The 25,332-nt window shown below is 40.4% G+C and carries 20 protein-coding genes; 13 read left to right on the top strand and 7 right to left on the bottom strand.

Annotated elements, in window-relative coordinates:
* Positions 1-27 precede the first annotated feature (27 nt).
* From I5349_RS07495 to I5349_RS07485, 3 genes are all read right to left on the bottom strand, one after another.
* Positions 28-651, bottom strand: coding sequence for a sterol desaturase family protein (locus I5349_RS07495; RefSeq protein ID WP_226390127.1), 624 nt, complete (start codon positions 649-651; stop codon positions 28-30).
* A 95-nt stretch (positions 652-746) separates the two neighbouring features.
* The gene (bshA, locus tag I5349_RS07490; RefSeq protein WP_226390126.1) at positions 747-1,889 is read right to left on the bottom strand and encodes an N-acetyl-alpha-D-glucosaminyl L-malate synthase BshA; all 1,143 of its coding nucleotides are present in this window, start codon (positions 1,887-1,889) and stop codon (positions 747-749) included.
* A gap of 100 nt (positions 1,890-1,989) precedes the next feature.
* Entirely contained in the window at positions 1,990-4,956 is a 2,967-nt protein-coding gene (locus I5349_RS07485) for a serine hydrolase domain-containing protein (protein WP_226390125.1), read from the bottom strand.
* Between the two features lie 190 nt (positions 4,957-5,146).
* Here I5349_RS07485 and I5349_RS07480 point away from each other — a divergent pair, with 190 nt between their 5' ends.
* The 4 genes from I5349_RS07480 to I5349_RS07465 are packed head-to-tail and all read left to right on the top strand — an operon-like array spanning position 5,147 to position 9,089.
* Positions 5,147-5,524 (top strand): hypothetical protein, encoded by a 378-nt coding sequence (locus I5349_RS07480; protein WP_226390124.1) that lies wholly within the window; start codon positions 5,147-5,149, stop codon positions 5,522-5,524.
* Positions 5,524-7,362: a DNA mismatch repair endonuclease MutL gene (gene mutL, locus I5349_RS07475; RefSeq protein ID WP_226390123.1), complete on the top strand. Its 1,839-nt coding sequence runs from the start codon at positions 5,524-5,526 to the stop codon at positions 7,360-7,362. The genes I5349_RS07480 and mutL overlap by 1 nt, the downstream gene beginning before the upstream one ends.
* Before the next feature lies 1 nt (position 7,363).
* Positions 7,364-8,203, top strand: a complete 840-nt coding sequence (locus tag I5349_RS07470) for a rhomboid family intramembrane serine protease (RefSeq protein WP_226390122.1) — start codon at positions 7,364-7,366, stop codon at positions 8,201-8,203.
* A gap of 1 nt (position 8,204) precedes the next feature.
* Positions 8,205-9,089, top strand: coding sequence for a rhomboid family protein (locus I5349_RS07465; protein ID WP_226390121.1), 885 nt, complete (start codon positions 8,205-8,207; stop codon positions 9,087-9,089).
* Positions 9,090-9,104: 15 nt separating this feature from the next.
* Here I5349_RS07465 and I5349_RS07460 read toward each other — a convergent pair whose 3' ends face one another.
* Together I5349_RS07460 and rlmN are read right to left on the bottom strand one after the other, a co-directional pair.
* Positions 9,105-11,816 (bottom strand): TonB-dependent receptor plug domain-containing protein, encoded by a 2,712-nt coding sequence (locus tag I5349_RS07460; RefSeq protein WP_226390120.1) that lies wholly within the window; start codon positions 11,814-11,816, stop codon positions 9,105-9,107.
* A gap of 114 nt (positions 11,817-11,930) precedes the next feature.
* Complete coding sequence (rlmN, locus tag I5349_RS07455; RefSeq protein ID WP_226390119.1) at positions 11,931-12,992, bottom strand: dual-specificity RNA methyltransferase RlmN; 1,062 nt, start codon at positions 12,990-12,992, stop codon at positions 11,931-11,933.
* Between the two features lie 189 nt (positions 12,993-13,181).
* Between rlmN and clpB the strand changes: the two genes are divergently transcribed.
* Entirely contained in the window at positions 13,182-15,794 is a 2,613-nt protein-coding gene (gene clpB, locus I5349_RS07450; RefSeq protein ID WP_226390118.1) for an ATP-dependent chaperone ClpB, read from the top strand.
* Between the two features lie 141 nt (positions 15,795-15,935).
* Positions 15,936-16,397 (top strand): YehS family protein, encoded by a 462-nt coding sequence (locus tag I5349_RS07445; protein ID WP_226390117.1) that lies wholly within the window; start codon positions 15,936-15,938, stop codon positions 16,395-16,397.
* Between the two features lie 27 nt (positions 16,398-16,424).
* On the opposite strand, the gene I5349_RS07440 is transcribed toward I5349_RS07445, so the two are convergent.
* Entirely contained in the window at positions 16,425-17,549 is a 1,125-nt protein-coding gene (locus I5349_RS07440; RefSeq protein ID WP_226390116.1) for a PQQ-dependent sugar dehydrogenase, read from the bottom strand.
* A gap of 56 nt (positions 17,550-17,605) precedes the next feature.
* Complete coding sequence (locus I5349_RS07435; protein ID WP_226390115.1) at positions 17,606-17,794, bottom strand: hypothetical protein; 189 nt, start codon at positions 17,792-17,794, stop codon at positions 17,606-17,608.
* A 112-nt stretch (positions 17,795-17,906) separates the two neighbouring features.
* Between I5349_RS07435 and I5349_RS07430 the strand changes: the two genes are divergently transcribed.
* From I5349_RS07430 to I5349_RS07400, 7 genes are all read left to right on the top strand, one after another.
* On the top strand, positions 17,907-19,358 hold the full coding sequence (locus I5349_RS07430) for a BatD family protein (protein WP_226390114.1): 1,452 nt from the start codon (positions 17,907-17,909) through the stop codon (positions 19,356-19,358).
* A gap of 1 nt (position 19,359) precedes the next feature.
* Positions 19,360-20,436: a chorismate synthase gene (aroC, locus tag I5349_RS07425; RefSeq protein ID WP_226390113.1), complete on the top strand. Its 1,077-nt coding sequence runs from the start codon at positions 19,360-19,362 to the stop codon at positions 20,434-20,436.
* Positions 20,437-20,455: 19 nt separating this feature from the next.
* Positions 20,456-21,784, top strand: a complete 1,329-nt coding sequence (locus tag I5349_RS07420; protein WP_226390112.1) for a dicarboxylate/amino acid:cation symporter — start codon at positions 20,456-20,458, stop codon at positions 21,782-21,784.
* A gap of 139 nt (positions 21,785-21,923) precedes the next feature.
* Positions 21,924-23,498, top strand: a complete 1,575-nt coding sequence (locus I5349_RS07415; RefSeq protein WP_226390111.1) for a SulP family inorganic anion transporter — start codon at positions 21,924-21,926, stop codon at positions 23,496-23,498.
* A gap of 6 nt (positions 23,499-23,504) precedes the next feature.
* Positions 23,505-24,140: a carbonic anhydrase gene (locus I5349_RS07410; protein ID WP_226390110.1), complete on the top strand. Its 636-nt coding sequence runs from the start codon at positions 23,505-23,507 to the stop codon at positions 24,138-24,140.
* A gap of 81 nt (positions 24,141-24,221) precedes the next feature.
* Positions 24,222-24,638: a hypothetical protein gene (locus tag I5349_RS07405; RefSeq protein WP_226390109.1), complete on the top strand. Its 417-nt coding sequence runs from the start codon at positions 24,222-24,224 to the stop codon at positions 24,636-24,638.
* An 80-nt stretch (positions 24,639-24,718) separates the two neighbouring features.
* Entirely contained in the window at positions 24,719-25,300 is a 582-nt protein-coding gene (locus tag I5349_RS07400) for a NifU family protein (RefSeq protein ID WP_226390108.1), read from the top strand.
* The last annotated feature ends 32 nt before the right edge of the window (positions 25,301-25,332 follow it).

Below are 25,332 nucleotides of genomic sequence, written 5' to 3'. Positions count from 1 at the left end.
GGGCATTTTCTATTAGTAATAGTAAGATTATTTTTTAGGAGCTGTACCAAAGATGTAATCCCATAGAGGAGAAGAAACTCCAAAAGCTGCATCGGGATCTTTGTAATGGTGTACAGCGTGATTGACCCATAGTACTTTCAAAAAGTTTTTAGGTGGCTGAAATGCATGCACCGCAAAATGCACAAATAGATAAGCCGCATATCCTAGTAAAAATCCTGGTAAAAAATAAAGCGCCAAATCTCCCATCAAGAATGTAAAAACAAAATAAAAAATAGCAGTGTACAATGCACTCACAAAGGGCGGCATGGCGAGACGGTCTTTATCCTTAGGATAGTCGTGGTGCACACCATGTATGCTATACTGAATCTTATCTTTCACTCCGCTATCTGGCTCCATGTGAAAAAAGAACCTATGAAGCACATACTCTACTAAAGTAAAGGCTAGGAGACCTCCTAACATAATCAATATCCCCAGACCTAGACCAATGTCTGTAAGCTTCACCGCATAGTAAAAGCTGATAATGCTAATCACTAAAAACATAGAAATCGGAACAGAAATGTGTGTTCTAGATAACTTTTCCAGCAATGGGTTTTTAAATAGTTGAGCTGAACCGTTGTTGTCTGGTCTATCAAGTCTTCCAATCTTTTTCATTTGATATCTGTATTATTATTAAAAAACGAAATGAAATAAATCTGATGTTAAAACAATTATTTAACCACTGATACCTGCGATTTGTTCGCTCATCACTAACGAATAGTTGGTATTAAAGTTTGCTCTTTAACTCTCTTATAGTACTCCTCATAGAGTGGTAGGATATTTTTGATGTCAAACTCATTAGCTCTAGCAAGTGCATTCGCTTTGAATTTGCCCAGATTCTCTTCTTTTAAAATGACCAGTGCATTTCTAGTCATATCTTCCACATCTCCTACATTGCTCATGAAGCCAGTCACTCCCTGCACATTGAGTTCAGGCAGACCACCTGTATTAGAAGAGATCACAGGTACTTCACAGGCCATAGCTTCCAAAGCTGCTAATCCAAAGCTTTCTTTTTCAGACGGCATGATAAAAAGGTCTGCCACAGAAAGCACCTCTTCTACGGCATCTAGTTTTCCTAAAAATCTAGTGTCATTGCAGGTGCCTAACTCACGACAGAGAATTTCAGCTTTAGATCGCTCAGGCCCATCACCTACTAGTAAGAGTTTGGCAGGCATGACCTTACGGATATTATGAAATATCCTGACCACATCCTCTACACGCTTTACTTTACGGAAATTAGAAGTGTGCACAATGAGTTTTTCACCATCTGGACAGATGGCTTTCTTGAAGTGTTCTTTTTTCTGTCTCTTGAATCTATCTAAATCGATGAAGTTGGGAATTACTTCTATCTCTCTATTAATATCAAAATGCTCTAGCGTATCTCTTTTCAGATCTTCTGATACCGCTGTGACACCGTCCGACTGATTGATACTAAAGGTCACTACAGGTTCATAGCTTGGATCCTTTCCTACCAGTGTGATATCTGTACCATGTAGCGTAGTGATCACAGGTATATGAATGCCTTGTGTTTTAAGTATCTGCTTTGCCATATATGCTGCAGAAGCATGAGGGATCGCATAGTGCACATGAAGCAGGTCTAGTTGCTCATATTTTACAACATCCACCATCTTGCTGGCTAGGGCTAGTTCGTATGGAGGAAACTGAAACAGGGGATAATTAGCTACATCTACTTCATGATAAGCCAAGTTTTCATTAAAAAAATCGAGCCGTGTAGGTTGGCTATAAGTGATAAAATGAACCTTATGACCTTCCTTAGCCAGTGCTTTGCCTAGCTCAGTGGCTACTACTCCACTCCCACCAAATGTGGGATAACAAACCATACCAATCTTCATTGACTTATTTTTAGTTCAAGTGCTTTTGTACTTTGATATTGTTTAACAAAACCAATACTTATGAGCACAAACCTTAAACACGCGAACACCTCATATTTGTTCAGTTTGCTCGGTACTTTTTATCAAAAGAAGCCATAGACTCATACAGTATGTGGTGAATCTTCGGTCTGATATTCTCTTTAGAGATCAGATTATTATTTGCATCTGGATATACCCTGTTTGACAAAAACACATAGATCAAATCATGCTCAGGATCTACCCATACCGCTGTACCTGTAAATCCAGTATGTCCAAAAGTCTCTGGTGATGCTAGCTTACTAGTAGGTCCCTCCTCCATCTCATAGTCTGGCTTGTCCCAGCCTAGGCCTCTTCTATTACCCTCTTTTTGCTTTTTGGTAAACTGCCTGATCACCCTCGGAGATAGTATCTGCTGCGCTCCATAGCTGCCTCCTTGTAGATTCATCTGCATCAAAATAGCAAGGTCATTTGCATTGCTAAATAAGCCCGCATGTCCCGCTATACCGCCAAACATGGCAGCTCCCGGATCATGCACATGACCTCTGAGGAGCATTTTCCTAAAAGTACTATCCAACTCAGTAGGAGAGATCCGCTCCTCTGGAAACTTGCATAGTGGTAAGTAAGTCATAGTAGACAGACCTAATGGCTGATAAAAGTTTTGTTGAAGAAAATCCTCCATAGGCTGATTCAATATCTGCTCACATATCTTTTTTAGGATATAGTACCCCATGTCGGAATACTTATAGTCATAGTGCTTTTTACCCTTTGGTAATTTTCTCAAATCACTTTCGATGGTCCATTTCCAGACAGAATCTGGTAGTGAAGATACTCCATAAAGTCCTGTGGCTACCTCAGTCGTATAGCCATGCTCTGGCATCTTACTGTAATAGTTGCTATCTAACTGGCTTTCGATCAGGGTCTGGGTAAAATACGGAATATATGGTTGAAGCCCTGCCTCATGTGTTAGCACATCTTTGATCTTGATTTTACCTTTATTCGTCTTTTTGAGCTCTGGCAAATAGTGCCCTAGCGTCTCTTCAAGGTCTAAGGCATCATTATCCACTAAAAACATCACCGTCTGCATGGTGCCTGCTACTTTAGTGATAGATGCTATGTCATAGATGGTCTCATTTGTGACAGGCTCTAGTTTGTCATAAGTCTGATACCCAAAAGCTTTTTGATAGACTACTTTGCCATTTTTAGCTACCAAAACCTGCGCCCCAGGAAATACTTTACGCGCTACTGCATCATCTATGAGATAATCTATTTCCTTAAGTTTTTCCCCATCTAGGCCTACTGACTCAGGAGCACCATAGCTAAGCCTGCCTAAATTAGGACCAAAAATCTGTTGCTCTGACTGCGCCTTGGTAGAAGCCGTCACTGGAAGCGCTCCCTGAGAAGCCCTAGCTCCAAAAAGCATTTGTGGTGCCAAAGCTAGTGTGGTTGGGTTTTCTTCATAGATACAAGTCAAACTTGGTATCTTATCGAAATACTGCAGACTGTAGGCATTTCCAAAAACAACCAGTACTACATTGGTCTTTTCAGCTAATTGCTCTAAGAATTTTATGTCTTCGGGCTTTATACCATGACCTCTATTGGTATTGCTAATCACTCCATGCAAGCCTACCACTACTGTATTATAGCTTGATAGCTTTTGAGTCAAGTCATAATAGACAGAATCACTTCTAGTGGTAGTCTTTGCCAAATCATAATGTGCAAATGGTGCATAATTACTGAGCGACTCTTTGAAAGTATTTTGGCCTATCTCTGAATTAATGCTAAGAGATGCAAATGTGTGAAGGTCTAGGTTGGTAAATGGTAGTAACCCTGGCTCATCTCTCACAGTTGTAAAAGCACGTGCATAGAGATCTTCTATGAGCATTTGTGACTGTGGTAAGTTGAGTCGCTGATATAGCCCCTCCGTAACTATCGGCTGATAGTCATGAAGTCCTGCCCAGTATTTAGCTTTGAGGATTTTTTTGACACTTTCATCGATTTGACTCTCTAAAAGCAACCCAGAATCGAGGGCATTTTTTATTTCTGTGACAGCCTTAGGTACATCTTCTGAGTACAGCAAGATATCATTTCCAGCGAGCAATGCCATAACATCTACTTGACCTGGACTGTAGTAGTTTGCCACTCCTTTCATATTGAGTGCATCTGTAAAGATCAGCCCCTCAAACTTCATTTGATTTTTCAATAAATCAGTTACTACAGCTTTAGACAAAGTCGTAGCCTTATTGGGCTCCGCATCAAGAGATGGTACAAAAAGGTGCGCAACCATTACACTCATCAGATTTTCTTCCATCAACTTTCTGAATGGATAGAGATCTATATCTGTCAAAGTATTAAGATCATGTTTGATGGTAGGCAGGGTATAGTGAGAGTCACTTTCAGAATCTCCATGCCCAGGAAAATGCTTCGCATTAGCTAATACTCCATTATCTTGAAGGCCTTTCATGTAGGCTACCCCTTTTCTAGTGACATTTTCCTTGTTTTCCCCAAATGAGCGATATCCAATCACAGGGTTAAGTGGATTGCTATTGACATCTACTACTGGAGCGAAGTTGATATGTACACCGAGTTCTTTACACTGTCTAGCGATCTCAGCACCCATTTGATATATCCTATTATCATCAGCGATCGCTCCAAGTGCCATCTGCTTGGGAAACTGTGGTACACTATCCAGTCTCATAGAGATCCCCCACTCCGCATCCATTCCTATCATAAGGGGAATCTTCGCCAATGACTGATAGCGATTAGTCAGAACTGCTTGGCGGATAGGCCCGCCTTGAAAAAAAATCAACCCTCCTAAGTGATGATCTTGGATCAGTTTTTCTATTTCCTTTTGATGTTTTTCATCCTTATTCGAAAATGCTGCGATCATAAAGAGTTGACCTATCTTTTGGTCTAAACTCATAGATTGAAATACACTATCTACCCACCTACGCTGATTGTCTGGCTGCACTCCTTCAAGTGGATCTTTAGCATATCCCATCTGCACCATTCCTATCCATGCTCCTATGACTAGCCAAACTTTAATCTTCATCCTAGCGTATTTTTTTGTAAATTAGTAACTACTTAAACTGAGGGAAACCCCTATCAGTCGTTGAAAGTATAAATAAAACAGCTACATCTCAAAGTTATTTTGGATTAATGGCTGCTATTTATTCAAACATCAAAATTCAATTATCAAGCCAATAAAGTCTACTTTTGATAATCCAAAGTTTTAATCAATCATGAAGTTTCCATCTATCATAAGAACAGCTAAAAATCAAAGGTTCAACATAGAGCCAAGATACTATGATCCTATCAAGGAAGAGATAGAGCAGCGTACAAGTCGTATCAAAAAAGAACTAGAGGGAGAAAACTCAGAAGGCAGCGAAGATGACTATGTTTATGAAAGTTCACGCATACGAGGTGCTTTCAAAGAAGCAAAAGGCAGAAACTATAAATCTAAAGACACCGAAGGAAGAGCGGCTATCATCAGGATGGTGATCATCATTTGTCTCATCGGACTACTTGCAGGGTATTACTATTATGGCAACCAAGTCTTTTATATTTTTGCACTAGCCTTTCCTTTATACTTTTACCTTAGAATCAGAAAATTCATCTAATGCCAGATATCATTCAACTACTACCCGATGCTATTGCCAATCAGATAGCAGCTGGCGAAGTAGTACAAAGACCTGCTTCGGTTATCAAAGAACTGATGGAGAATGCCGTAGATGCAGGCGCCAAACAAGTGCAAGTCATCATCAAAGAAGCTGGTAAATCACTCATACAAGTGATCGATGATGGAAAAGGCATGTCTGAAACAGATGCTCGCATGAGCTTTGAGAGACATGCTACCTCTAAAATCCGTAGCGCAGATGATCTCTTTGCTATCAGGACGTTTGGATTCAGAGGTGAAGCACTAGCTTCTATAGCAGCGGTCGCTCAAGTAGAGATGAAGACTCGTCAGGCAAATGCAGAACTCGGCCTTCTACTCGTCATCGAGGGATCTGAAGTCAAAAAGCAAGAACCTGTACAGTGCAGCTATGGCACTTCTATCGCTGTTAAAAATCTTTTCTACAATGTGCCAGCTAGACGCAATTTCCTCAAATCTAACCCTGTAGAGATGCGCCATATCATGGATGAATTTCAAAGGGTCGCTCTTGCTTATCCAGAAGTGTCATTTTCCCTATATCAAAACGACCTAGAAACATACAAAATCAATGCAGGCAAACTTAGCCATCGAATAGTAGGGCTTTTTGGCAAAAACTATCAAGAGCAACTAGTCAGCTGCAAAGAGGATACTGATCACATCCAAATCCATGGCTATATAGGCAAACCAGAATTTGCTAAAAAAACCCGCGGAGAACAGTTCTTCTTTGTCAACAATCGATTCATCAAAAGTAGCTATCTACACCATGCCGTGAGCGGAGCTTATGAGGGGCTACTACAAAGTGAACAACATCCATTCTACGTTTTATTTATAAATATCGATCCTAAGCATATAGATATCAATGTGCATCCTACTAAAACAGAGATCAAGTTTGACGATGAACGTACGGTTTATGCCATCATCAGAGCTACCGTCAAGCAAGCACTAGGGACACATAATGTAGTGCCTGCGATAGATTTTTCACTTGATGTCAACTTTCATCAAGCTAGAACTGATCATGCACCTTCACCAAAAGATCAACAACAGGCTGAAAGGAGCTATATGAAATTTTCTTCTGCTGCATTTAGCAAAAATGAAAGCGCTAAAGGATGGGAGCAGCTTTTTGATCAGCCTAGAAGACATGAAGTAGATCAGCCTGATAGATCAGACAATGAAGTCTTGACCTTTTCTAGCGCAGCCAATCAACTTCCAGATCTAAGTACTTCTAGCGATCTCGTGACCGTTGGACAAGCTATCTTCCAGTTTCAACAGCGCTACATCGTAGCTCAAGTCAAACAAGGCATGATGTTCATAGATCAGCAAGCAGCTCATGAGCGTATCCTCTATGAAAAATACCTCAATAGCCTACAAAATAAGTCTGGTGCTTCACAGCAAAGCCTCTTCCCACAGGCTGTCACCTTGAACAAAGGGGATTTTGAACTGTTGATGGATTTGGAACCTGAACTCAAAGCGATGGGTTTTCTAATCAGTGATTTTGGTAAAGACACCGTTTTAGTCAATGGAGTCCCAGCAGACGTGAGTATCACTAATGAAAAAGCACTTTTAGAGGGACTCATCGAGCAATACAAGCACCACAAAAATGAATTGTCTATAGATAAAAAAGAAAATCTCGCGCGTTCTATCGCTAAAAGATCGGGCACCAAATCAGGTGTCAAGCTAGGAACAGAAGAGATGTCCACGATTATGGCGCAGCTTTTTGCTTGCAAAAATCCTAACTATGGGCTTTCTGGAAGTAAAACATTTTTTATCCTAACTTTAGATAAAGTAGAATCGTTTTTCAACAAATAGTATGTTTAGAAACCTAACTCCCACAGTCAAAAACCTATTGCTAGCCAATATTGGTGTCTTCGTAGTATTTTCAATGCTACTTACGGGTCTCAGCAGTAGTTTGGCTTTATACAATATTTTGTCACCTGACTTTAGGGTGTATCAGTTTGTCACTTATATGTTCATGCATGCTGATGGCTGGCATTTATTTAGCAATATGTTTGGCCTATTTGTCTTCGGCCCACTATTAGAGCAGTTTTTAGGTGCAAAGAGATTCCTAATCCTTTGGATGCTTTCTGGAGTTTTGGCAGGTGTGCTGTATGGCGGATATAAGTTCTTTAATTCATACCAGGCCCAAAATCAATATGAAAGCTATATAGAAAACCCTACAAGCAGTGAATTTAGCGGGATAGTCTATGACTTCTTGGATAAAAATGCTGCGATTATGAATGATCCTAGAAATGAAGGTTTCAAGGAAAATCTACTCCAAATTAGAGAGGGGCTATCTGAAAATCCAACAGACGAAAAACTCATCGCAATATCTAAGGAATATGTGAGAGAAATGACGGCTAGTAAAGTAAAAGATGCAAATACCCCTATGGTGGGAGCATCAGGTGCTCTCTTTGGGATACTGGTAGCATTTGCACTCCTCTTTCCAAATACAGAGCTTTTCTTACTCTTCATTCCCTTTCCTATCAAGGCAAAATACTTTGTGCTTTTCTATGCTAGTTATGAGTTTTACTCAGAGTTCATCCGGGTAGGAGGCAATGACAACATCGCACACCTTGCGCACTTATTTGGCGCATTAGTGGGTTTTCTATTGATTAAGTATTGGCAAAAAAACAGTAAAAGATTCTATTGATATGAATGGTTTTTTCTTTGAATTAAGACACGCTTTTACCCGTGACAACAACAGCTTGTACAAGCTCCTAGCTGTCAATATTGCTGTTTTTGCTGTAGTCTTAGTGGCACAAGTCATACTAAAGCTATCAGGGCTTGGAGAGTTGTATGAGAGCATCATGAAGCAGCTAGCAATTCCTTCAAACCTTTCTTTGCTAGCTACTAGACCATGGACGATCATCACATATATGTTTTTGCATGAGGGTTTTTTTCACGTCCTCTTCAATATGCTCTTTCTGTATTGGTTTGGGAGACTGCTTTTTGATTTTATTGGGAGCAAACACGTTTTCTCACTATATGTACTAGGTGGTATAGCGGGTGCTATTGCTTATGTGGCTATTTATAATATTTCTCCCTACTTCTCAGAGGGCACAGTGGCTAACTCCACCATGCTAGGTGCCAGTGCGGGTGTATTTGCTATAGTCGTAGGCGCAGCCACCTTCATGCCCAACTTTACTTTTCACCTATTGCTACTCGGGCCTGTCAAGATTAAGTACATCGCTATATTTTATGTCATACTATCATTTGCCAATACTGTCAGTGCCAATGCAGGTGGAGAGATTGCACACTTGGGCGGTGCTTTACTTGGTTTTCTCTATATCATCCAACTTCGAAGGGGAAATGACTGGAGTAAATCTGTTATGTGGGTAAAGCGACTTTTTAAAAGAAATCCAAAGATCAAAGTAAGCTACAGAAGAAGTCAAAGCAATAACAAAACTCAAAATACTGACCCTACTCAAGTAACTCAAGAGGAAATAGATGCCATCTTGGATAAAATCGCTGAAAAAGGCTATAGTAACTTAAGTAAGTCAGAAAAAGAAAAGCTCTTCAATGCTAGTAAAAAATAAAAGGGGAGCGTAAACTCACTCTCCCCTTTTCCATACTTTTTCGAAGTGTAAGATTCTTCCTTTACTATCTATCCCTTCTACAGTGATCAAATACTGATCTGCTATATCATTATTGAAAAACTTCAGTTCAATATCTTGCTTGGTCGCATCCAACTTGATGTTCGGCTCCCAAAGAAGTGTAGGCCTATAGTCAGGAACACTATTAGCATCTGGCGAATCATATTTAGGCTGATAGTATTTCCTAGCAATAGAATACCCAGGATATCTGAAATTTGAAATCCCGTCTACTCTAGTTGAGACACCCTCTCCTGTTTTTGTATAAATAGCAATGGCTCCTCCTCCTCCTTGAGCACCAAAAATAGAGGTAGAAGCTGCATCTTTAAACACTTCGATAGAACTTACATCTCTCGGGTTTATAGAAGATGCAGTAAGAATATCTACAGGAACATTGTCTAATAATATAAGTGGAGGTAAGTTACCTGATAAATTCCCGCCTCCTCTTATTTGTATACTTGCTCCATTAATATCAGTTGTAACTAAAACCCCCGCAATTCTTCCTTGAATCATTTGAAAAACATTAGTAAAAGATTGAAAACCAGGAACATCTTCGGGTTTTATAACAACATCTCCTCTACCATATATTCTTGAAATATCTTCTTTTACTATGTTACTAGCAGCAATAGTTACTTCCTCTAAATCTACAATACTTTCATTATTAGAGTTTAAGTATTTATTATAATTCAAACGACTGAAGCTATTTGAAATGCCTTTAAATATTATTTCGTCTATATAAAGAACATCTAAATACAGATTTTTTATCATCTCATGACTAGGTTCGTCAATTGAAATTGCTACACGATCTTTTACTCTTTTATCCTTTGCCTGAATAACTAATGATGCACTATCTTCAAAGTTTAAATCTGAAACTGTAAATCTTCCGTCAGCACCATACTCTAAGACAGAAAACGAATTTTCCCCAAGGAAAAAAGTTATTTCCCCTCCGCCAACACCTTTTTTTGTTGGATACTTTTCACTTACCGTACCTTGGATGGTGATGCCTTGTTCGATATAATCATCAAAACTAGATAGATAAGAGCCATCTAAAATTTTATTCCAATCAAATCGAGACCATCCATGAGTCATCATCAATAAATCCAAAGCTTTAAAAGTCTCAGAACTCTGATCTTTGAAAAAGAAAGAGGGATCTTCTATCCTGCCTCTCAAGTCTGAGGATAGCAGAAGCTGCGTCTTTATATTATTCCCTTTCGTTTTGACAGGAACAGAATTATCCAGCACTGAAACTGAGAAATCTCCCATAATGGGCTGACCTTCATTATCTGAAATGCTCAAACTAAAACTTTCCTTTGATCTTTTATCAAAGGAAAAATTCACTTCTGTAATAGCTGCCTCATTACTCGGCTGATCTATAAAAATAAGTCTACTGCTTAATTGTCTACCGCTTTCTTCAAAGATGGATATTTCATTGATCCCCACAGGCAGATTCCCTCTAGGTATCCTTACTCCTGAAAACCCAAGATTCAAATCCACTTTTTGAACATATCCTGGAAAACCTCCAGATTGCACTACAAGAAGTAACTCTTTAACTTGTTCCTCTTTGAAGAACTCCTTTTCTTTTAATAAGACATTGACAAAGCCTTCTCTAGAATTATCTACTTCTATAGCAAGACCTTGAGACCTAATATCCTCAATTTTTTGACTTGAATACCCCGATTGCCCTGAAGTCTTGAAAAACACTTGATAATTGACATTGGCTTCTGGCTCTAACTTAAATGACCCCATACCAAATGCTAAAGTACTAAAGTCGACAAGCTTATTTCCTGATTCGTCAGCAACATATCCTTCGACATCTGCTCCCGTACCATCTGGATAAATCGCCTTGAAAGCTACATTTGAAGCAAGTCCCTCAACCAAATATCCTCCTTCAGGGAGTAGTTGAAAATCTATCTGGCGATCTAAGTAGGGTAATCTAATATTTTTAGAAAGCACAGAAGACTCATTCTCTTCGAGTTCTAATCTCACAAAAGCTAAATTATTGATATCAGCTGTGGTAAAACTAAACTTCGCTTGAGCACTTGCATCTAACTGCTTAGTTTGAGTGAGTGTATCATTCGCTGAGATGTAGCTAGCCTTCAACTTTTTATTTGAGATGAGATTATTTGATCTATCCATCGCCTGAACCTCCATATGATAAATTAGCTGATTGGCTGATTCTTCTACAGTTATATCTATAGAAGGGTTAAAGTTGATTTCGTATGGATCTACAACAGTGATCTGGTCCTGATAAAAATACTCCTCTCCGAAATTCTTCATCCAATTGGTGTAAGCCACCAAAGTGTAATTCCCTTGAGGCAAAAATGGCGGAATTATGAAGTCGCCTAAACCAACCCCATTTTCTACTTTTACTATACGTTGGTCAACTCTAAGTCCAGCCTCATCATATAGATCCACATAGAGTACTTTACTCAAAGGACTCAGCTGATTGAAGCTACCAGCAGTGACGTAAGCCTTAAACCATAAATCATCTCCTTGCGAAAAAACATGCCCATTGAGGTGCAGATATGCTTTTTCTACTGGAGCCTCTTGAGAGATATCATTGAGTGTTTGGATGATTTTGTTTGCTAAATCATCAATATTTGAAAAAGGCTTGAAGGCTATTAGCACAACAAAGCAAATCACAAAGCTGGCAATATTTTTTTTATTCATCATTTTATTTAACAAACCAATCAGTTTTTATATCAATATTTATTAATCAAAAAGTCATGTTTTTGTAGAGGCGAAACTAATAATGAATCTCAGAAAGAAAAATTAAAATTGGTTAAATTATAAAATAGCCGTTTCGTTTTTGTTAGCCAGCTGACCACAAGCCGCATCAATATCTTGCCCTCTAGATTTACGCACTTTGGCTACTATACCATGATTTTCAAGTATCCTTACGTACATATCGACCTTGGATTGAGCCGCTTGTCTAAAGTCTCCTTCATCTATCGGATTATATTGAATAAGGTTGACTTTTGAGGGAACATATTTGCAAAAATTCGCTAATGCCAGCGCATGTCGTTCGTCATCATTGATCCCTTCCCATACAACATATTCATAAGTGACTATACTTTTGGTCTTTTGATACCAATATTTAAGTGAGTCTATCAGGTCTTCTAGTGGATTGACCTCATTGATGGGCATTAATTTATTGCGTGTTTCATTGATTGCTGAATGAAGAGAAATCGCCAATTTAAATTTCACTCCATCATCCGCCATTTTCTTGATCATTTTGGGAATCCCTGCTGTCGAAAGTGTGATTCTTCTCGGGGCCATACCTAGTCCCTCTGGAGAAGTGATCTTATCGATGGCTTGCATGACATTTTGATAGTTAAGTAGCGGTTCACCCATGCCCATTAGGACGATATTAGTCAATGGTCTATTGAAGTATTGCTCTGCTTCATCTTTGATTGCTACTACTTGATCATATATCTCATCCGCATTGAGATTTCTCATGCGCTTGAGCCTTGCTGTCGCACAGAAGTTGCAGTCTAAACTACAGCCCACCTGAGAAGATACACAAGCGGTGATCCGCTTCTCAGTAGGGATCAAGACAGATTCCACTACTTTACCATCAAAGAGTTTAACCGCATTCTTGATCGTGCCATCAGTACTACGCTGCATATGGTCTACCTTGACATGATTGATGATAAAGTGCGCTTTCAGCAACTCTCTAGTTTCCTTAGAGATGTTACTCATCTCATCAAAGTTTTTTAGAGACTTATTCCACAGCCAATCATAGACTTGCTTGGCCCTAAATTTCTTATCTCCTTTAGCTACAAAAAACTCTTCTAAATCTGCCAGAGAGTACTTTCTGATATCTATTTTCTGCGTCATCCCACTCATAGTGCAAAGGTAACAAATATTCTCCGCCAAAGGTGCTGATTAACGGAGTGCTGAATTGTTGATTTCAGTCATTTTGTCTTATTTTCTCTCCATATCTTCTAAAAACAAGTCAAAATTTCCGAAAACAGCCTGATTTTATGCTTGGTTTCAAATTTGATCCAATCGACCCGAAAGCAAATCAATATCAAGATGGACTTTAAACAATACACTATAAAATCACAAGAAGCGATACAGAAAGCCGCTGAAATAGCGATTGCCTCTCAGCAACAGGCCATTGAGCCTGGTCATTTGCTTCAGGCGATTCTCACAGAAGAAGAAAATGTCACCACTTTCCTGACTAAAAAGGCAGGAGTGGACAAAGGGCTTTTACTTGAAAAAGTAAAAGATATCATCCATGCATACCCTAAAGTAAGTGGTCAGCAACCCTATCTCAGCAACGATACGCACGCTGCTTTGCAGAAAGCTACAAGCTATCTCAAAGAGTTTGGCGATGAATATGTTGCCATAGAACACCTGATATTAGGCTTGCTTCATGGAAAGGAAAAAGTAGGTCAACTACTAAAAGACCAAGGACTTCAAGAAAAGACACTGATCCAAACAATCAAAGAACTAAGAGGAGGAAATAAAGTGACAGATCCAAACGCAGAGGCTAAATACAGATCTTTAGAGCGGTACTCAAAAAATCTAAACGAACTAGCTAAAAAAGGCAAAATAGATCCTGTCATCGGTAGAGATGAAGAGATCAGAAGAGTACTGCAAATACTCGCTAGACGTACCAAAAACAACCCCATACTACTCGGAGAGCCTGGAGTAGGTAAAACTGCTATCGTAGAGGGACTCGCCCAGCGAATCGTCTCTGGAGATGTGCCTGAAAATCTCAAATCTAAGATCATAGTATCTCTAGATATGGGACTTTTGGTTGCTGGTGCGAAGTATAAAGGAGAGTTTGAAGAAAGACTCAAAGCAGTCATCAAAGAAGTGACAGACTCAGAAGGCGAGATCATCCTTTTCATAGATGAGATACACACACTCATCGGTGCTGGTGGAGGCGGAGAAGGCGCAATGGACGCTGCAAATCTACTCAAACCTGCCCTAGCTAGAGGAGAGCTACATGCCATCGGTGCGACTACGCTCAAAGAATACCAAAAATATATCGAAAAGGATAAGGCGCTAGAGAGGAGATTTCAAGCAGTCATAGTCGATGAGCCAGATGTACAAGATGCCATCTCTATCCTCCGAGGGATCAAAGACAAGTATGAGCTACATCATGGAGTGAGAATCAAAGACGATGCAGTCATCTCTGCTGTAGAACTTTCTCATAGATATATCTCAGATAGATTTCTGCCGGACAAGGCTATAGACCTAATGGATGAAGCAGCGGCTAAGCTGCGCATGGAGATCGACTCACTCCCACAGGAGCTAGATGAGCTAAATAGACGACTCATGCAACTTGAGATCGAGCGTGAAGCGATCAGAAGAGAAAAAGACAAAGACAAGGAGGCAATCCTAAGCAAGGAAATCGCAGAGCTCAGTGAAAAGCAACAAGTAATCAAAGCTAAGTGGGAAAGTGAAAAGGCCGTAATCACAGGCATCCAAAGAGAAAAAGAAAATATCGAAAAATATAAGCTTGAAGCAGAGCAAGCGGAAAGGTCAGGTGACTATGGACGCGTAGCAGAGATTCGCTATGGCAAAATCACCGAAAGCGAAGCTGCACTCGAAAAACTAAAAAAAGAATTGAGCGAAATGCAGCAAGGCAGCTCACTGCTTAAAGAAGAAGTGGATGCTGAAGATATCGCAGCTGTGGTAGCTAAGTGGACAGGGATTCCTCTTGCTAAAATGCTTCAAAGTGATAGAGACAAGCTACTCAATCTAGAAAGTGAACTGGGCAAAAGAATAGCGGGTCAACAAGAAGCTATCATAGCGCTATCAGATGCGGTGAGAAGAAGTCGCGCAGGATTACAAGATCCTAAAAGACCCATTGGCTCTTTTATCTTCCTAGGCACCACAGGGGTAGGTAAGACAGAACTAGCTAAAGCGCTAGCTGAATACCTCTTCAATGATGAAAACGCCATGGTCAGAATAGACATGTCCGAGTACCAAGAAAGACATGCAGTCAGCAGACTCGTAGGAGCGCCTCCAGGCTATGTAGGCTATGATGAAGGCGGACAGTTGACTGAAGCAGTGAGGAGAAAGCCTTACTCTGTCATCTTGCTAGATGAGATAGAGAAAGCACACCCTGATGTATTCAATATCCTCCTACAGGTACTTGACGATGGTAGACTGACTGATAACAAAGGTCGTGTGGCCAGCTTTAAAAATACGATCATCATCATGACTACCAATATAGGCTCTCATTTGATTCAAGAGCGTTTTGCTGAAATCGAAGAGTGGAATAAAGAAGAAGTGTTGGAAAAAGCCAAAACAGAAGCTTTTGAGCTACTCAAAAAATCTGTGAGACCAGAGTTTCTTAATAGAATCGATGAAGTCATCATGTTTGAGCCACTAAACAAGCGAATCCTAAGAAAAATAGTAGACATCCAGTGGACGCAGATTCAAGATCGCTTACAAGAAAGCGGTGTGACGATAGAGGCTACACCAGAACTGTTGGATTATTTATCTGAGGTGGGGTTTGATCCTACTTTTGGAGCTAGACCACTCAAGAGAATGATGCAGCGATTGATCTTAAATGAGCTATCCAAACAGATATTGGCTGGCTATATTAAAAACGATAGTGCAGTATTAGCGGACTTAGATGCAGACAAAAATGTCTATTTCAAAAATGTAGATCCTATCGCGATCTAATCTCATCAAAGTCCCTCCTCCAAATAGCCACTTTGAATATTCGAGGTGGCTATTTTGATTAAACAGACTCCTGTCGATTACAGTAAGTTATTTAGTAAGCGTCAGATCCTCAGTACTGAGATTTCCTACTATCTTTGTGTTATGAGTAACAATGACATCTTACGAAGCCTTCGCTACACTTTTGACTTCAATGATCAGCAAATGATAAACCTCTTTGCCCAAGGAGGTAAAACAGTAGATAGACCTCAGGTGAGCAACTGGCTGAAAAGGGATGAAGATGAGGAGTTTGAGGGGATATATGATATTGACTTAGCTGCTTTTCTAAACGGTTTGATCGTAGAAAAGAGAGGTGTAAAAGAGGATGGCAAACCCTTAAAAGCAGAAAAAACACTCAGCAACAATCTTGTGCTTAGAAAACTAAAGATAGCTTTAAACCTACAGAATGAAGACATGCTCGCTATCATCAAAGAGGCTGGATTCAACCTAAGCCCTCATGAACTCAGTGCTTTTTTCAGAAACCCAGCACAGCCTCAGTACAGACTATGCAAAGATCAAGTTCTGAGAAACTTTTTGAAGGGTTTACAACTAAGGTTTAGAAACTAAAAACCCTTCGCAAGGAAGGGGTTTAGTTTATTTCTTCGGTACTAATCTTACGATTTGACCAGGTGATTCTGTGGCAACATAGATCAGACCATCTGGTCCTTGTTCGATCGCTCTCACTCTACCGATATCCTGTAGAAGCTTCTCCTCACGTACGAATTTCCCGTCTTTGACCTCTACTCTAGCCACATATCTAAAGCTAAGAGCTCCTATCAAAATGCTGTTTTTCCATCCAGGGTATTTATCCCCAGTCACAAAAGCCATCCCACAAGGAGCTATTGATGGATCCCAGTAGTGCACTGGATTTTCTACACCTTCCATCTCTTGCTTGTCAGTAATTGGTCTTCCGTCATAGTTGATACCGTATGAGACAAGTGGCCAGCCATAGTTTTTGCCTTTTTGTATGATATTGAGCTCATCACCTCCTTTAGGACCGTGCTCATGTGCCCATATAGCCCCTGTGACTGGATGCATTGCCATTCCTTGTGGATTTCTGTGTCCATAAGACCAAATCTCCCTCATAGCCCCAGCCTGATTGACAAATGGATTATCTGATGGTATACGACCATCGTCATGAAGTCTGATGATAGAGCCGCTATGCGTAGACAAGTCTTGTGCGTTTTGCATAGTGCCACGCTCTCCTACAGAAATGTACATATACCCATTGCCATCAAATACTAAGCGTGAACCATAGTGAACCCCAGATCTAACCTGTGGTAGTGCTTGAAAAAGCTTCTCCTGATTCACAAGCTGATTGCCTTGGAGCTTGGCTCTCAACACTGCTGTGTGAGCATTTCCCCCTCCACTAGGGCTTGAGTAGGTGAAGTATATCCAACCATTGCTTGCATAGTCGGGATGTAGCTTAATGTCCATCAGGCCGCCTTGGCCTTGCGCATATACTTCAGGAAAACCCTGCACTTTATCTGCTAATAATTTACCATCTTGAACGATACGAATATCTCCTGCGCGCTCAGTGACCAGCATCCTACCATCAGGTAGCCAAGCCATCCCCCATGGATTGGATAGCTTATCAGTGACTACTTCTACATCAAATTCCACCTGCGCTTGCTCAGTAGAATCTGGATCCTGTATATCAGCACACGCTGGTGACAGCATGATTCCTGACATGAGGATTATGAGTAGGTTTTTTTTCATAGTGTTTTCATTAAATTAATAGAAAAAAGCCTCCTTTTTTGGAGGCTCAGATGTGATCATGCAAACTGCACGAAATACTTATTTAAAATAGTGCCATATATCTGGCCAAACTTCTCATAGCACCAACTCTTAAACGCTATGATTTCATGTGGTAAGATGAGGTTCAGTGCCTTTTTCAACTCTTTTTCAAAGAGTCTTCTGTCAAAACTGACCTTCATCAGGATAGTTTTTGTGTATTCTAGCATCTTAATAATTGGGTTTATTACGTTAAAATTTACGAAAACTATCGGAGTCGGTTACCAAAATGAAAAATAAAATTAAATTTGTAAACTCCGGTGATCAAATCATTGCTTTCACATGATCAAAACGTCAGTTAAGAGCTTACTATTATTTCTTTTCCTTAGTATTTCTTGGTGGTCTCAAGCACAAAGTGTCAAGATAGAGCTTGGCCCTGATGAGGTGAGGTTGAATCAATACTTCACTATCACCATCACAGTGACTGACGAAAAGCTCTCAAGCTATGATGCCTTCCCAGATTTAGAGGGTTTCGTGAAAAGAGGAACTTCCTCCTCTTCAAATATGAGCTACATCAACAATCAGATGACCTCCTCTCAGAGCATCACTCAGAGCTATCAACCAATCAAAGAAGGTACCTACACTATTCCCAATTTTAGCTTAAAAGTCAATGGAGTAAGCTATGGCGTGCAAGGAAAAACGGTAAAGGTCCTTCCTCCAGGGCAAGCACAACAAAGAAATTTTTCTCCTTTTAGCGATGATGTTTTCGATGATTTCTTTGGCAATAGAAGACCGCAACAGCAAGAGTTCATAGAGCTTGAAGATGATGCATTCTTTGCCCTGACTACTGATAAGGATGAAGTCTTTGAAGGAGAAGGCTTTACCACTACTTTGGCCTTTTATATATCTGATCAAAATCAAGCGCCCATCAATTTTCATGATCCAGGAAGGCAGTTAGTAGAGATCTTGAAAAAAATTCGCCCTTCAAATTGCTGGGAAGAAAACTTCAACATCCAAAACATAGAAAGCGAGCGTGTAGAAATCCAAGGTAAGAGATATACCAAATATAGTTTCTACAAAGCGACATATTTTCCTTTCAATGACCAAGACATCACCTTTGAATCAGTTCCTCTGGAGATGATCAAATATAAAGTGGCCAAAAACCCTTCTTTTTTTGGTAGCAGTAGGCAGGAAGATTTCAAAACATACTACTCTAAAGCTAAAACTGTCAAAGTAAATCCACTTCCAGATCACCCGCTCAAAGATCAAGTAGCTGTGGGGAACTTTAAGCTAGCCGAGCAACCCAAAACTGCTGAAGCTACTACAGATAAGGGTCTAAAGTATGATTTTAATGTATACGGAGTAGGCAATATCAGTGCTATCCCTGCACCGATCATCACTTCCAAAGAAGGCATACAGATCTATCCTCCAAATACCAACGAACGTATCAATAGAAGCAATAATCAAGTCACTGGCTCAAAGAATTTTAGTTACTTTCTTGAATTTAGTGAACCAGGATCTTACGAAATGAAAGATCAACTACAATGGATCTTTTTTAATACTGCAATAGCACAATATGATACGCTCAAACCAACAGCTAGATTTGAAGTTTCGGGCGAAAGCAAAGCCAATCAAAATATCTCTAGTAGCTTACCTGGAGGATTATATGAACGGATAGAAATAGCTGACAATACACTTAGATCTAAAGATTATAAGTATTATTTTTCGATTTTAATCAATGTCTTCATGATCATCATGCTGGCTTTGATAGCTTATCTACTGATCAAAAAATAATATGGGAAACACATTTGGGCGCATATTCCGCATCACCACTTATGGCGAGTCGCATGGCAAAGCCCTCGGTGTGACGATAGATGGATGTCCTGCGGGTATAGAGATTAATGAAGATTTTATCGCTGCAGAACTCGCCAGAAGACGCCCTGGTCAATCTAAAATCACCACACAGCGACAAGAAGCTGATGCCTTTGAGATACTCTCTGGTGTATTTGAAGGTAAAAGTACTGGTACTCCCATCCACATCAATATTCCCAACCAAGACCAAAGAAGCAAAGACTATAGCCACATCGCTGACAAGTATCGTCCTTCTCATGCTGACTATACCTACCAAGAGAAATACGGTATCCGTGACTACAGAGGTGGCGGTCGAAGCTCTGCTAGAGAGACTGTCGCTAGAGTAGCAGCTGGTGCCATTGCTAAGCTTTTTTTGAAACATTACCAAATCGAGACTAAAGCCTACGTATCCCAAGTAGGAAATCTAGCCCTCTCAAAACCGTACACAGACCTAAATCTAGACCTAACAGAAGATAACATTGTACGCTGCCCTGACCCTATCATGGCAGATCAAATGATCGCACTTATAGATCAGACTAGACTAGACAGAGATACGATAGGTGGTGTAGTATCTGCTGTGATCACTGGTGTTCCTGTAGGGATAGGTGAACCAGTATTTGAAAAACTTCACGCTACATTAGGCGCGGCCATGCTCAGTATCAATGCGGTGAAAGGATTTGAGTATGGTAGCGGATTCGAAGGTGTCAAAATGAAAGGATCCGAACACAATGATGCTTTCATAAAAAATGAAAAAGGCATCAGCACAACTACTAATCATTCTGGAGGCATCCAAGGTGGCATCTCCAATGGTGAAGATATTTACTTTCGAGTAGCCTTCAAGCCAGTAGCTACCATCATGCAAGATCAAAACAGTGTCAATGAAGCAGGCGAAAGTGTCACGGTCACAGGCAAAGGCAGACATGATCCATGCGTAGTCCCTCGAGCAGTACCTATCGTAGAAGCGATGGCTGCACTGGTCATAGCAGACTACCTACTCATCAGTAGGTTAAACAAACTATAAATTCTAAACCCTAAATAAAATGCTGAAAAAGATTCCCTTACATACTCAGATCATCATAGGCTTGATACTAGGTTTGATCTTCGGACTGGTAATCATCAAGACCAGTATAGCACCTGATTTTACCATTGATTACATAAAGCCCGTAGGAACCATCTTCATCAATGCGCTGAAGATGATAGCTGTTCCACTAGTGTTGGCTTCATTGATCGTAGGAGTATCTAATTTAGGCGATGTCTCCAAGCTATCTAGGATTGGAGGAAAAACCATCTTGGCTTATCTCATCACTACTATCATTGCAGTCACATTAGGGTTGGTTTTGGTGAATGTCTTCGAACCTGGTAAAAATCTACCTAGCGATACTAGAGATAACCTCATGTCACTTTATGATGATGCAGCTGGCTCTAAATCAGATGCAGCTGCAGATCTCAAAGAGCAAGGCCCACTACAGCCACTCGTAGATATCGTTCCAGAAAATATCATCCAAGCAGCAGCTGACAATGGTAGCATGCTACAAGTCGTATTCTTTGCAATCATCATGGGTATAGCGCTGCTTCAAATCCCGAAGAAAAAAGCAGATGTTGTCACTTCTTTCTTCGATGCACTCAATGATGTGATCATCAAGATCGTGGGATATATCATGCTGATAGCGCCTTATGGAGTATTTGCATTGATGGCTTCACTGATCGTAGAGATCGCTGGCGAAAACCCAGACTCGGCAGTAGAGCTTCTCTTAGCTTTATTGAAATATAGCTTAGTGGTTGTAGGCGGTTTAGCTGCCATCATCTTCATTGTATATGCTTTGATGCTCAAGGCATTTACCAAGATATCCTTTGTCGATTTCTTGAAAGCCATGAGACCTGCCTTACTTCTAGGCTTCTCTACTAGCTCAAGCTCTGCTACACTACCTGTCACCATGAAGCAAGTAGAAGAAGAGATCGGTGTCTCTGAAGAAGTTAGTAGCTTCGTCCTACCACTTGGTGCTACGATCAATATGAATGGTACTAGCCTCTATCAAGCTGTGGCTGCGGTGTTTATCGCACAGGCACTTGGCATGGATTTGACCATCGCACAGCAACTAACCATTGTACTGACTGCCACACTAGCGGCTGTCGGTTCAGCTGGAGTTCCTGGGGCAGGATTGATCATGTTGATTATTGTATTGGAAGCTATCGGTGTTCCTGGAGCAGGTATCGCCTTGATCATAGCTCCAGATAGAATCCTCGATATGTTCAGAACTGTAGTCAATCTCACTGGAGATGCTGTAGTCTGTACAGTAGTAGCCTCCACAGAAGGTGAGTTACCATCAGGACTTATTAGAAAATCAAATCCTCTAACTCCTAACGATTAATTAAAATCAATTTTCAGATTGATAGAAGAGTGGTGTAATAGCCACTCTTTTTTTTAACTTGCTTTTAATAAGGTATCCACATCAAACAGCAAATGTGATCTACTATAGGACTTAATAAACTGTCCTAAATGATTTATTTATGAAAGCATCTGAAAAAACCCCCGATAGAGAATTAACATTTGCTTACTTTAAACAAGACCTTCAGGCTGGATTGATTGTCTTCCTCATAGCCTTGCCATTGTGTTTGGGAATAGCATTGGCTTCTGGCGCACCGCTCTTTTCTGGAATAGTGAGCGGCATCATAGGAGGCGCAGTAGTGGCATTTTTAAGTGGGAGTCAACTAGCAGTCAGTGGTCCAGCCGCAGGACTGACGGTGATCATACTTTCAGCTATAGAAAAACTAGGAAGCTTTGAAGCCTTTTTAGTAGCAGTAGTCATCTGTGGCGTCTTACAGTTGGTGCTGGGATTTGTCAAAGCAGGGATCGTGAGCGACTATTTTCCCTCTAGTGTGATCAAAGGAATGCTTGCCGCAATCGGAATAATCCTCATCATCAAACAAATCCCATATGTCATCGGAAAAGAAGAAGCCTTCTTTGAAGGTATCAGTTTTATTCAGTTAAATAAGGAGGTAGATTTTTTCACTACCATCATCGATTCTATACATTTTGGAGCTTTGAGCATCGCTGTAGTTTCTTTGTTGATACTCACTCTATGGCCTTCAGTAAAGTCAAAATTCTTACTAAAAATCCCTGCCCCCTTACTCGCTGTTTTCTCAGGCGTATGCTTGAATCAACTGTTCCTGCTTTCTAAAAACGAAAACTGGTATCTGTCAACACAGCAACTCGTCAGTATCCCTGTTGCGAGCGGTCTTGCTGATTTTCTGACATTTTTGACTTTACCAGACTGGTCAGCATTGGCCCATGTAGATGTCTACATCATAGCGATCACACTCACTGTAGTTGCTAGCCTAGAGACACTGCTTAGTGTCAAAGCTATCGACAAGCTCGATGTGAGAAAAAGAACTACGCCAACAAATCGTGAACTCAAAGCACAAGGAATTGGAAATATATTATCTGGACTCATAGGCGGGCTACCGATGACAGCAGTCATCGTGAGGGGGTCTGTCAATATCAACTCTGGTGCGCAGACCAAGCTTGCCGCCTTTATCCATGGAATGCTACTCTTTCTTGCTGTGCTATTCTTTGCTAGATGGATCAATTACATCCCTTATGCGAGTCTAGCTGCCATCTTGTTAGTGACGGGGTACAAATTAGTGAATGCGGGCTTGTTCAAACAGATGTGGAAGACTGGCAAGGATCAGTTTGTCCCATTTATCATTACGATCATAGCTATTTTACTTACTGATCTGCTAGTCGGTATAGGTGTAGGTATGGCTGTAGGGATCATTTTTATCCTCAAGAGAAATATGGAAAATAGCCATATACAAAGCTATGTAGAAGATACTACTCAGCGGCCAATCACACTCTTACTCTCCGAAGAAGTGTCTTTTCTAAATAAAGCCAATGTCATGCTTTTCTTAGAGAAAGTGCCTGAAGACAGGCATCTTATCATAGATGCTAGCAAAAGCTACTACATAGATCCCGATGTGATAGAGGCTATTTATGAATTTGTTCGTGAAACAGCACCCTACAAAAACATCAAAGTTGACCTAATCAATATAGAGAGATTTATCAGAGAAAATCCTCTTAAATAATCCACCATGCAGCAGTCTTATCAGAAATTACTTGAAAACAATCAGAAATGGGTCAGAGCAAAGCTAGCCCTCAATGAAAACTACTTCAAAGAACTAGCAGTCAAGCAAACTCCGAGATATCTCTGGATCGGATGCTCTGATAGCCGAGTGCCTGCCAATGAGATCACTGGGACAGACGCTGGGGAGATGTTTATGCACAGGAATATAGCCAATCTAGTCGTGCATACCGATATGAACCTGATGTCTGTCATGCAGTATGCAGTCGATGTGCTCAAGGTAGAGCATATCATCGTCTGTGGGCACTATGGCTGTGGAGGAATCAAAGCTTCCCTAGAAAACACACACCATGGACTGATAGACAAGTGGCTAAGGAATATCAAAGATGTCTACAGACTCAACCGCTCCTACATAGATAATGCTGCAACGGAAGAAGATAAAATCAATAGACTCGTAGAAGCCAATGTGAGAGAACAAGTCTTTAACATTTATAAGACTTCCTTTATCCAAAAGGCCTTGAAATCTGGGCAGGACATCCAAGTGCATGGGTGGGTCTATGATCTCAGAGATGGTATCATCAAAGATCTCGACATTCATGTAGACCAAGACTTTAAAGATTTTGATCTTTATCAGTTTGACTTGTAAAATGCACTTGCTTAGAGCATGACATTTTTGCAATTATTGGTTTACTTGAACGTTTAACTTTCAAACCAAATTTTTAACATCATGAAAAAAATAGGCTTAATCCTTTTTGTAATCCTGCTGAGCTTTCAAGCACAAGCGCAGTTTGCTGTAGCTTTCCATCAGTCAAATCTACCTATGATAGAAGGCACTTATACTTTTGAAAATAAAATCAATGCTCATTTGAGGTTTGCCTCAGACGTTAGCTTCAATGACTTCTCGCCCGAGATCGCTGGTAGTTATAATTTTGTGGAAAAAGAAGATCTCAATTTCTATGGCGGACTTGGTTTCCGTTTCAATGCTTTTGAATCGGTAGTCTTGCCTGTCGGAGTACAGTTTTATCCATTTGCAGAAAAAAGGTTCGGATTTCACATAGAAGCCGCAGCTCTGATCGCTACTGGATCAAATTTCAACCCGGACGTTTTTAGAGGAAGCTGGGGTATCCGCTATAGATTCAATTAGTACATGATGATTCAGCATCTCAGGGAACTATATTAGTGTGTAGCTGTTATATTTGCATCGATCAAAATCACTAAATCAATATGCTACAAGCGACCAAAAGACCTGTCAATATATACATGGAGGCCAATCCAAACCCTAATTCTATGAAGTTTGTACTTAACTTCATGCTTTTGGGCGATGGTATTAGTTATGATTTTCCAGACGCTAAAAGCGCTGATAATTCACTGATAGCTGAGCAGCTTTTCAATTTCGCTGCTGTGGAGCGAGTATTTATCGCGGCCAACTTCATTACTGTCACTAAGAAAGCTGATATCGAATGGATAGATATCCAAGACTTTATCAAAGAGACGATCAAGAAATACTTCGAAAGTGAGCAACCAGTAGTAAAAGTAGCGCCTACTAGCGATCCACTTTTTGACCCAAATGACTCTGAAACAGTCAAAGTCATCAAAGGTATACTGGATGAATACATCAGACCAGCAGTAGAGCAAGATGGCGGGGCGATTACCTTCTACTCTTTCCAAGATGGAGTAGTCAAAGTAATGCTGCAAGGCTCATGCTCTGGCTGTCCTTCCTCTACAGTCACACTCAAGGCTGGAATAGAAAACTTGCTCAAGCGTATGGTGCCAGAGGTCACCTCTGTAGAAGCGTTAAACGGCTAAAACTTTATCAAAAAGCTTCCAAAATTGGAAGC

It is taken from the genome of Penaeicola halotolerans (assembly GCF_016464625.1).
GTDB classification, from domain to species: Bacteria; Bacteroidota; Bacteroidia; order Cytophagales; family Cyclobacteriaceae; genus Penaeicola; species Penaeicola halotolerans.
Note: the sequence above shows the minus strand (reverse complement) of the source record. Positions and strands in the feature narration are given on the sequence as shown.

What these genes read in the sequence shown, in the direction of transcription:
- I5349_RS07495 (WP_226390127.1), bottom strand. Translation starts at nt 651, where the DNA reads ATGAAAAAGATTGGAAGACTTGATAGACCAGACAACAACGGTTCAGCT.
- bshA (WP_226390126.1), bottom strand. Translation starts at nt 1,889, where the DNA reads ATGAAGATTGGTATGGTTTGTTATCCCACATTTGGTGGGAGTGGAGTA.
- I5349_RS07485 (WP_226390125.1), bottom strand. Translation starts at nt 4,956, where the DNA reads ATGAAGATTAAAGTTTGGCTAGTCATAGGAGCATGGATAGGAATGGTG.
- I5349_RS07480 (WP_226390124.1), top strand. Translation starts at nt 5,147, where the DNA reads ATGAAGTTTCCATCTATCATAAGAACAGCTAAAAATCAAAGGTTCAAC.
- mutL (WP_226390123.1), top strand. Translation starts at nt 5,524, where the DNA reads ATGCCAGATATCATTCAACTACTACCCGATGCTATTGCCAATCAGATA.
- I5349_RS07470 (WP_226390122.1), top strand. Translation starts at nt 7,364, where the DNA reads ATGTTTAGAAACCTAACTCCCACAGTCAAAAACCTATTGCTAGCCAAT.
- I5349_RS07465 (WP_226390121.1), top strand. Translation starts at nt 8,205, where the DNA reads ATGAATGGTTTTTTCTTTGAATTAAGACACGCTTTTACCCGTGACAAC.
- I5349_RS07460 (WP_226390120.1), bottom strand. Translation starts at nt 11,816, where the DNA reads ATGATGAATAAAAAAAATATTGCCAGCTTTGTGATTTGCTTTGTTGTG.
- rlmN (WP_226390119.1), bottom strand. Translation starts at nt 12,992, where the DNA reads ATGAGTGGGATGACGCAGAAAATAGATATCAGAAAGTACTCTCTGGCA.
- clpB (WP_226390118.1), top strand. Translation starts at nt 13,182, where the DNA reads ATGGACTTTAAACAATACACTATAAAATCACAAGAAGCGATACAGAAA.
- I5349_RS07445 (WP_226390117.1), top strand. Translation starts at nt 15,936, where the DNA reads ATGAGTAACAATGACATCTTACGAAGCCTTCGCTACACTTTTGACTTC.
- I5349_RS07440 (WP_226390116.1), bottom strand. Translation starts at nt 17,549, where the DNA reads ATGAAAAAAAACCTACTCATAATCCTCATGTCAGGAATCATGCTGTCA.
- I5349_RS07435 (WP_226390115.1), bottom strand. Translation starts at nt 17,794, where the DNA reads ATGCTAGAATACACAAAAACTATCCTGATGAAGGTCAGTTTTGACAGA.
- I5349_RS07430 (WP_226390114.1), top strand. Translation starts at nt 17,907, where the DNA reads ATGATCAAAACGTCAGTTAAGAGCTTACTATTATTTCTTTTCCTTAGT.
- aroC (WP_226390113.1), top strand. Translation starts at nt 19,360, where the DNA reads ATGGGAAACACATTTGGGCGCATATTCCGCATCACCACTTATGGCGAG.
- I5349_RS07420 (WP_226390112.1), top strand. Translation starts at nt 20,456, where the DNA reads ATGCTGAAAAAGATTCCCTTACATACTCAGATCATCATAGGCTTGATA.
- I5349_RS07415 (WP_226390111.1), top strand. Translation starts at nt 21,924, where the DNA reads ATGAAAGCATCTGAAAAAACCCCCGATAGAGAATTAACATTTGCTTAC.
- I5349_RS07410 (WP_226390110.1), top strand. Translation starts at nt 23,505, where the DNA reads ATGCAGCAGTCTTATCAGAAATTACTTGAAAACAATCAGAAATGGGTC.
- I5349_RS07405 (WP_226390109.1), top strand. Translation starts at nt 24,222, where the DNA reads ATGAAAAAAATAGGCTTAATCCTTTTTGTAATCCTGCTGAGCTTTCAA.
- I5349_RS07400 (WP_226390108.1), top strand. Translation starts at nt 24,719, where the DNA reads ATGCTACAAGCGACCAAAAGACCTGTCAATATATACATGGAGGCCAAT.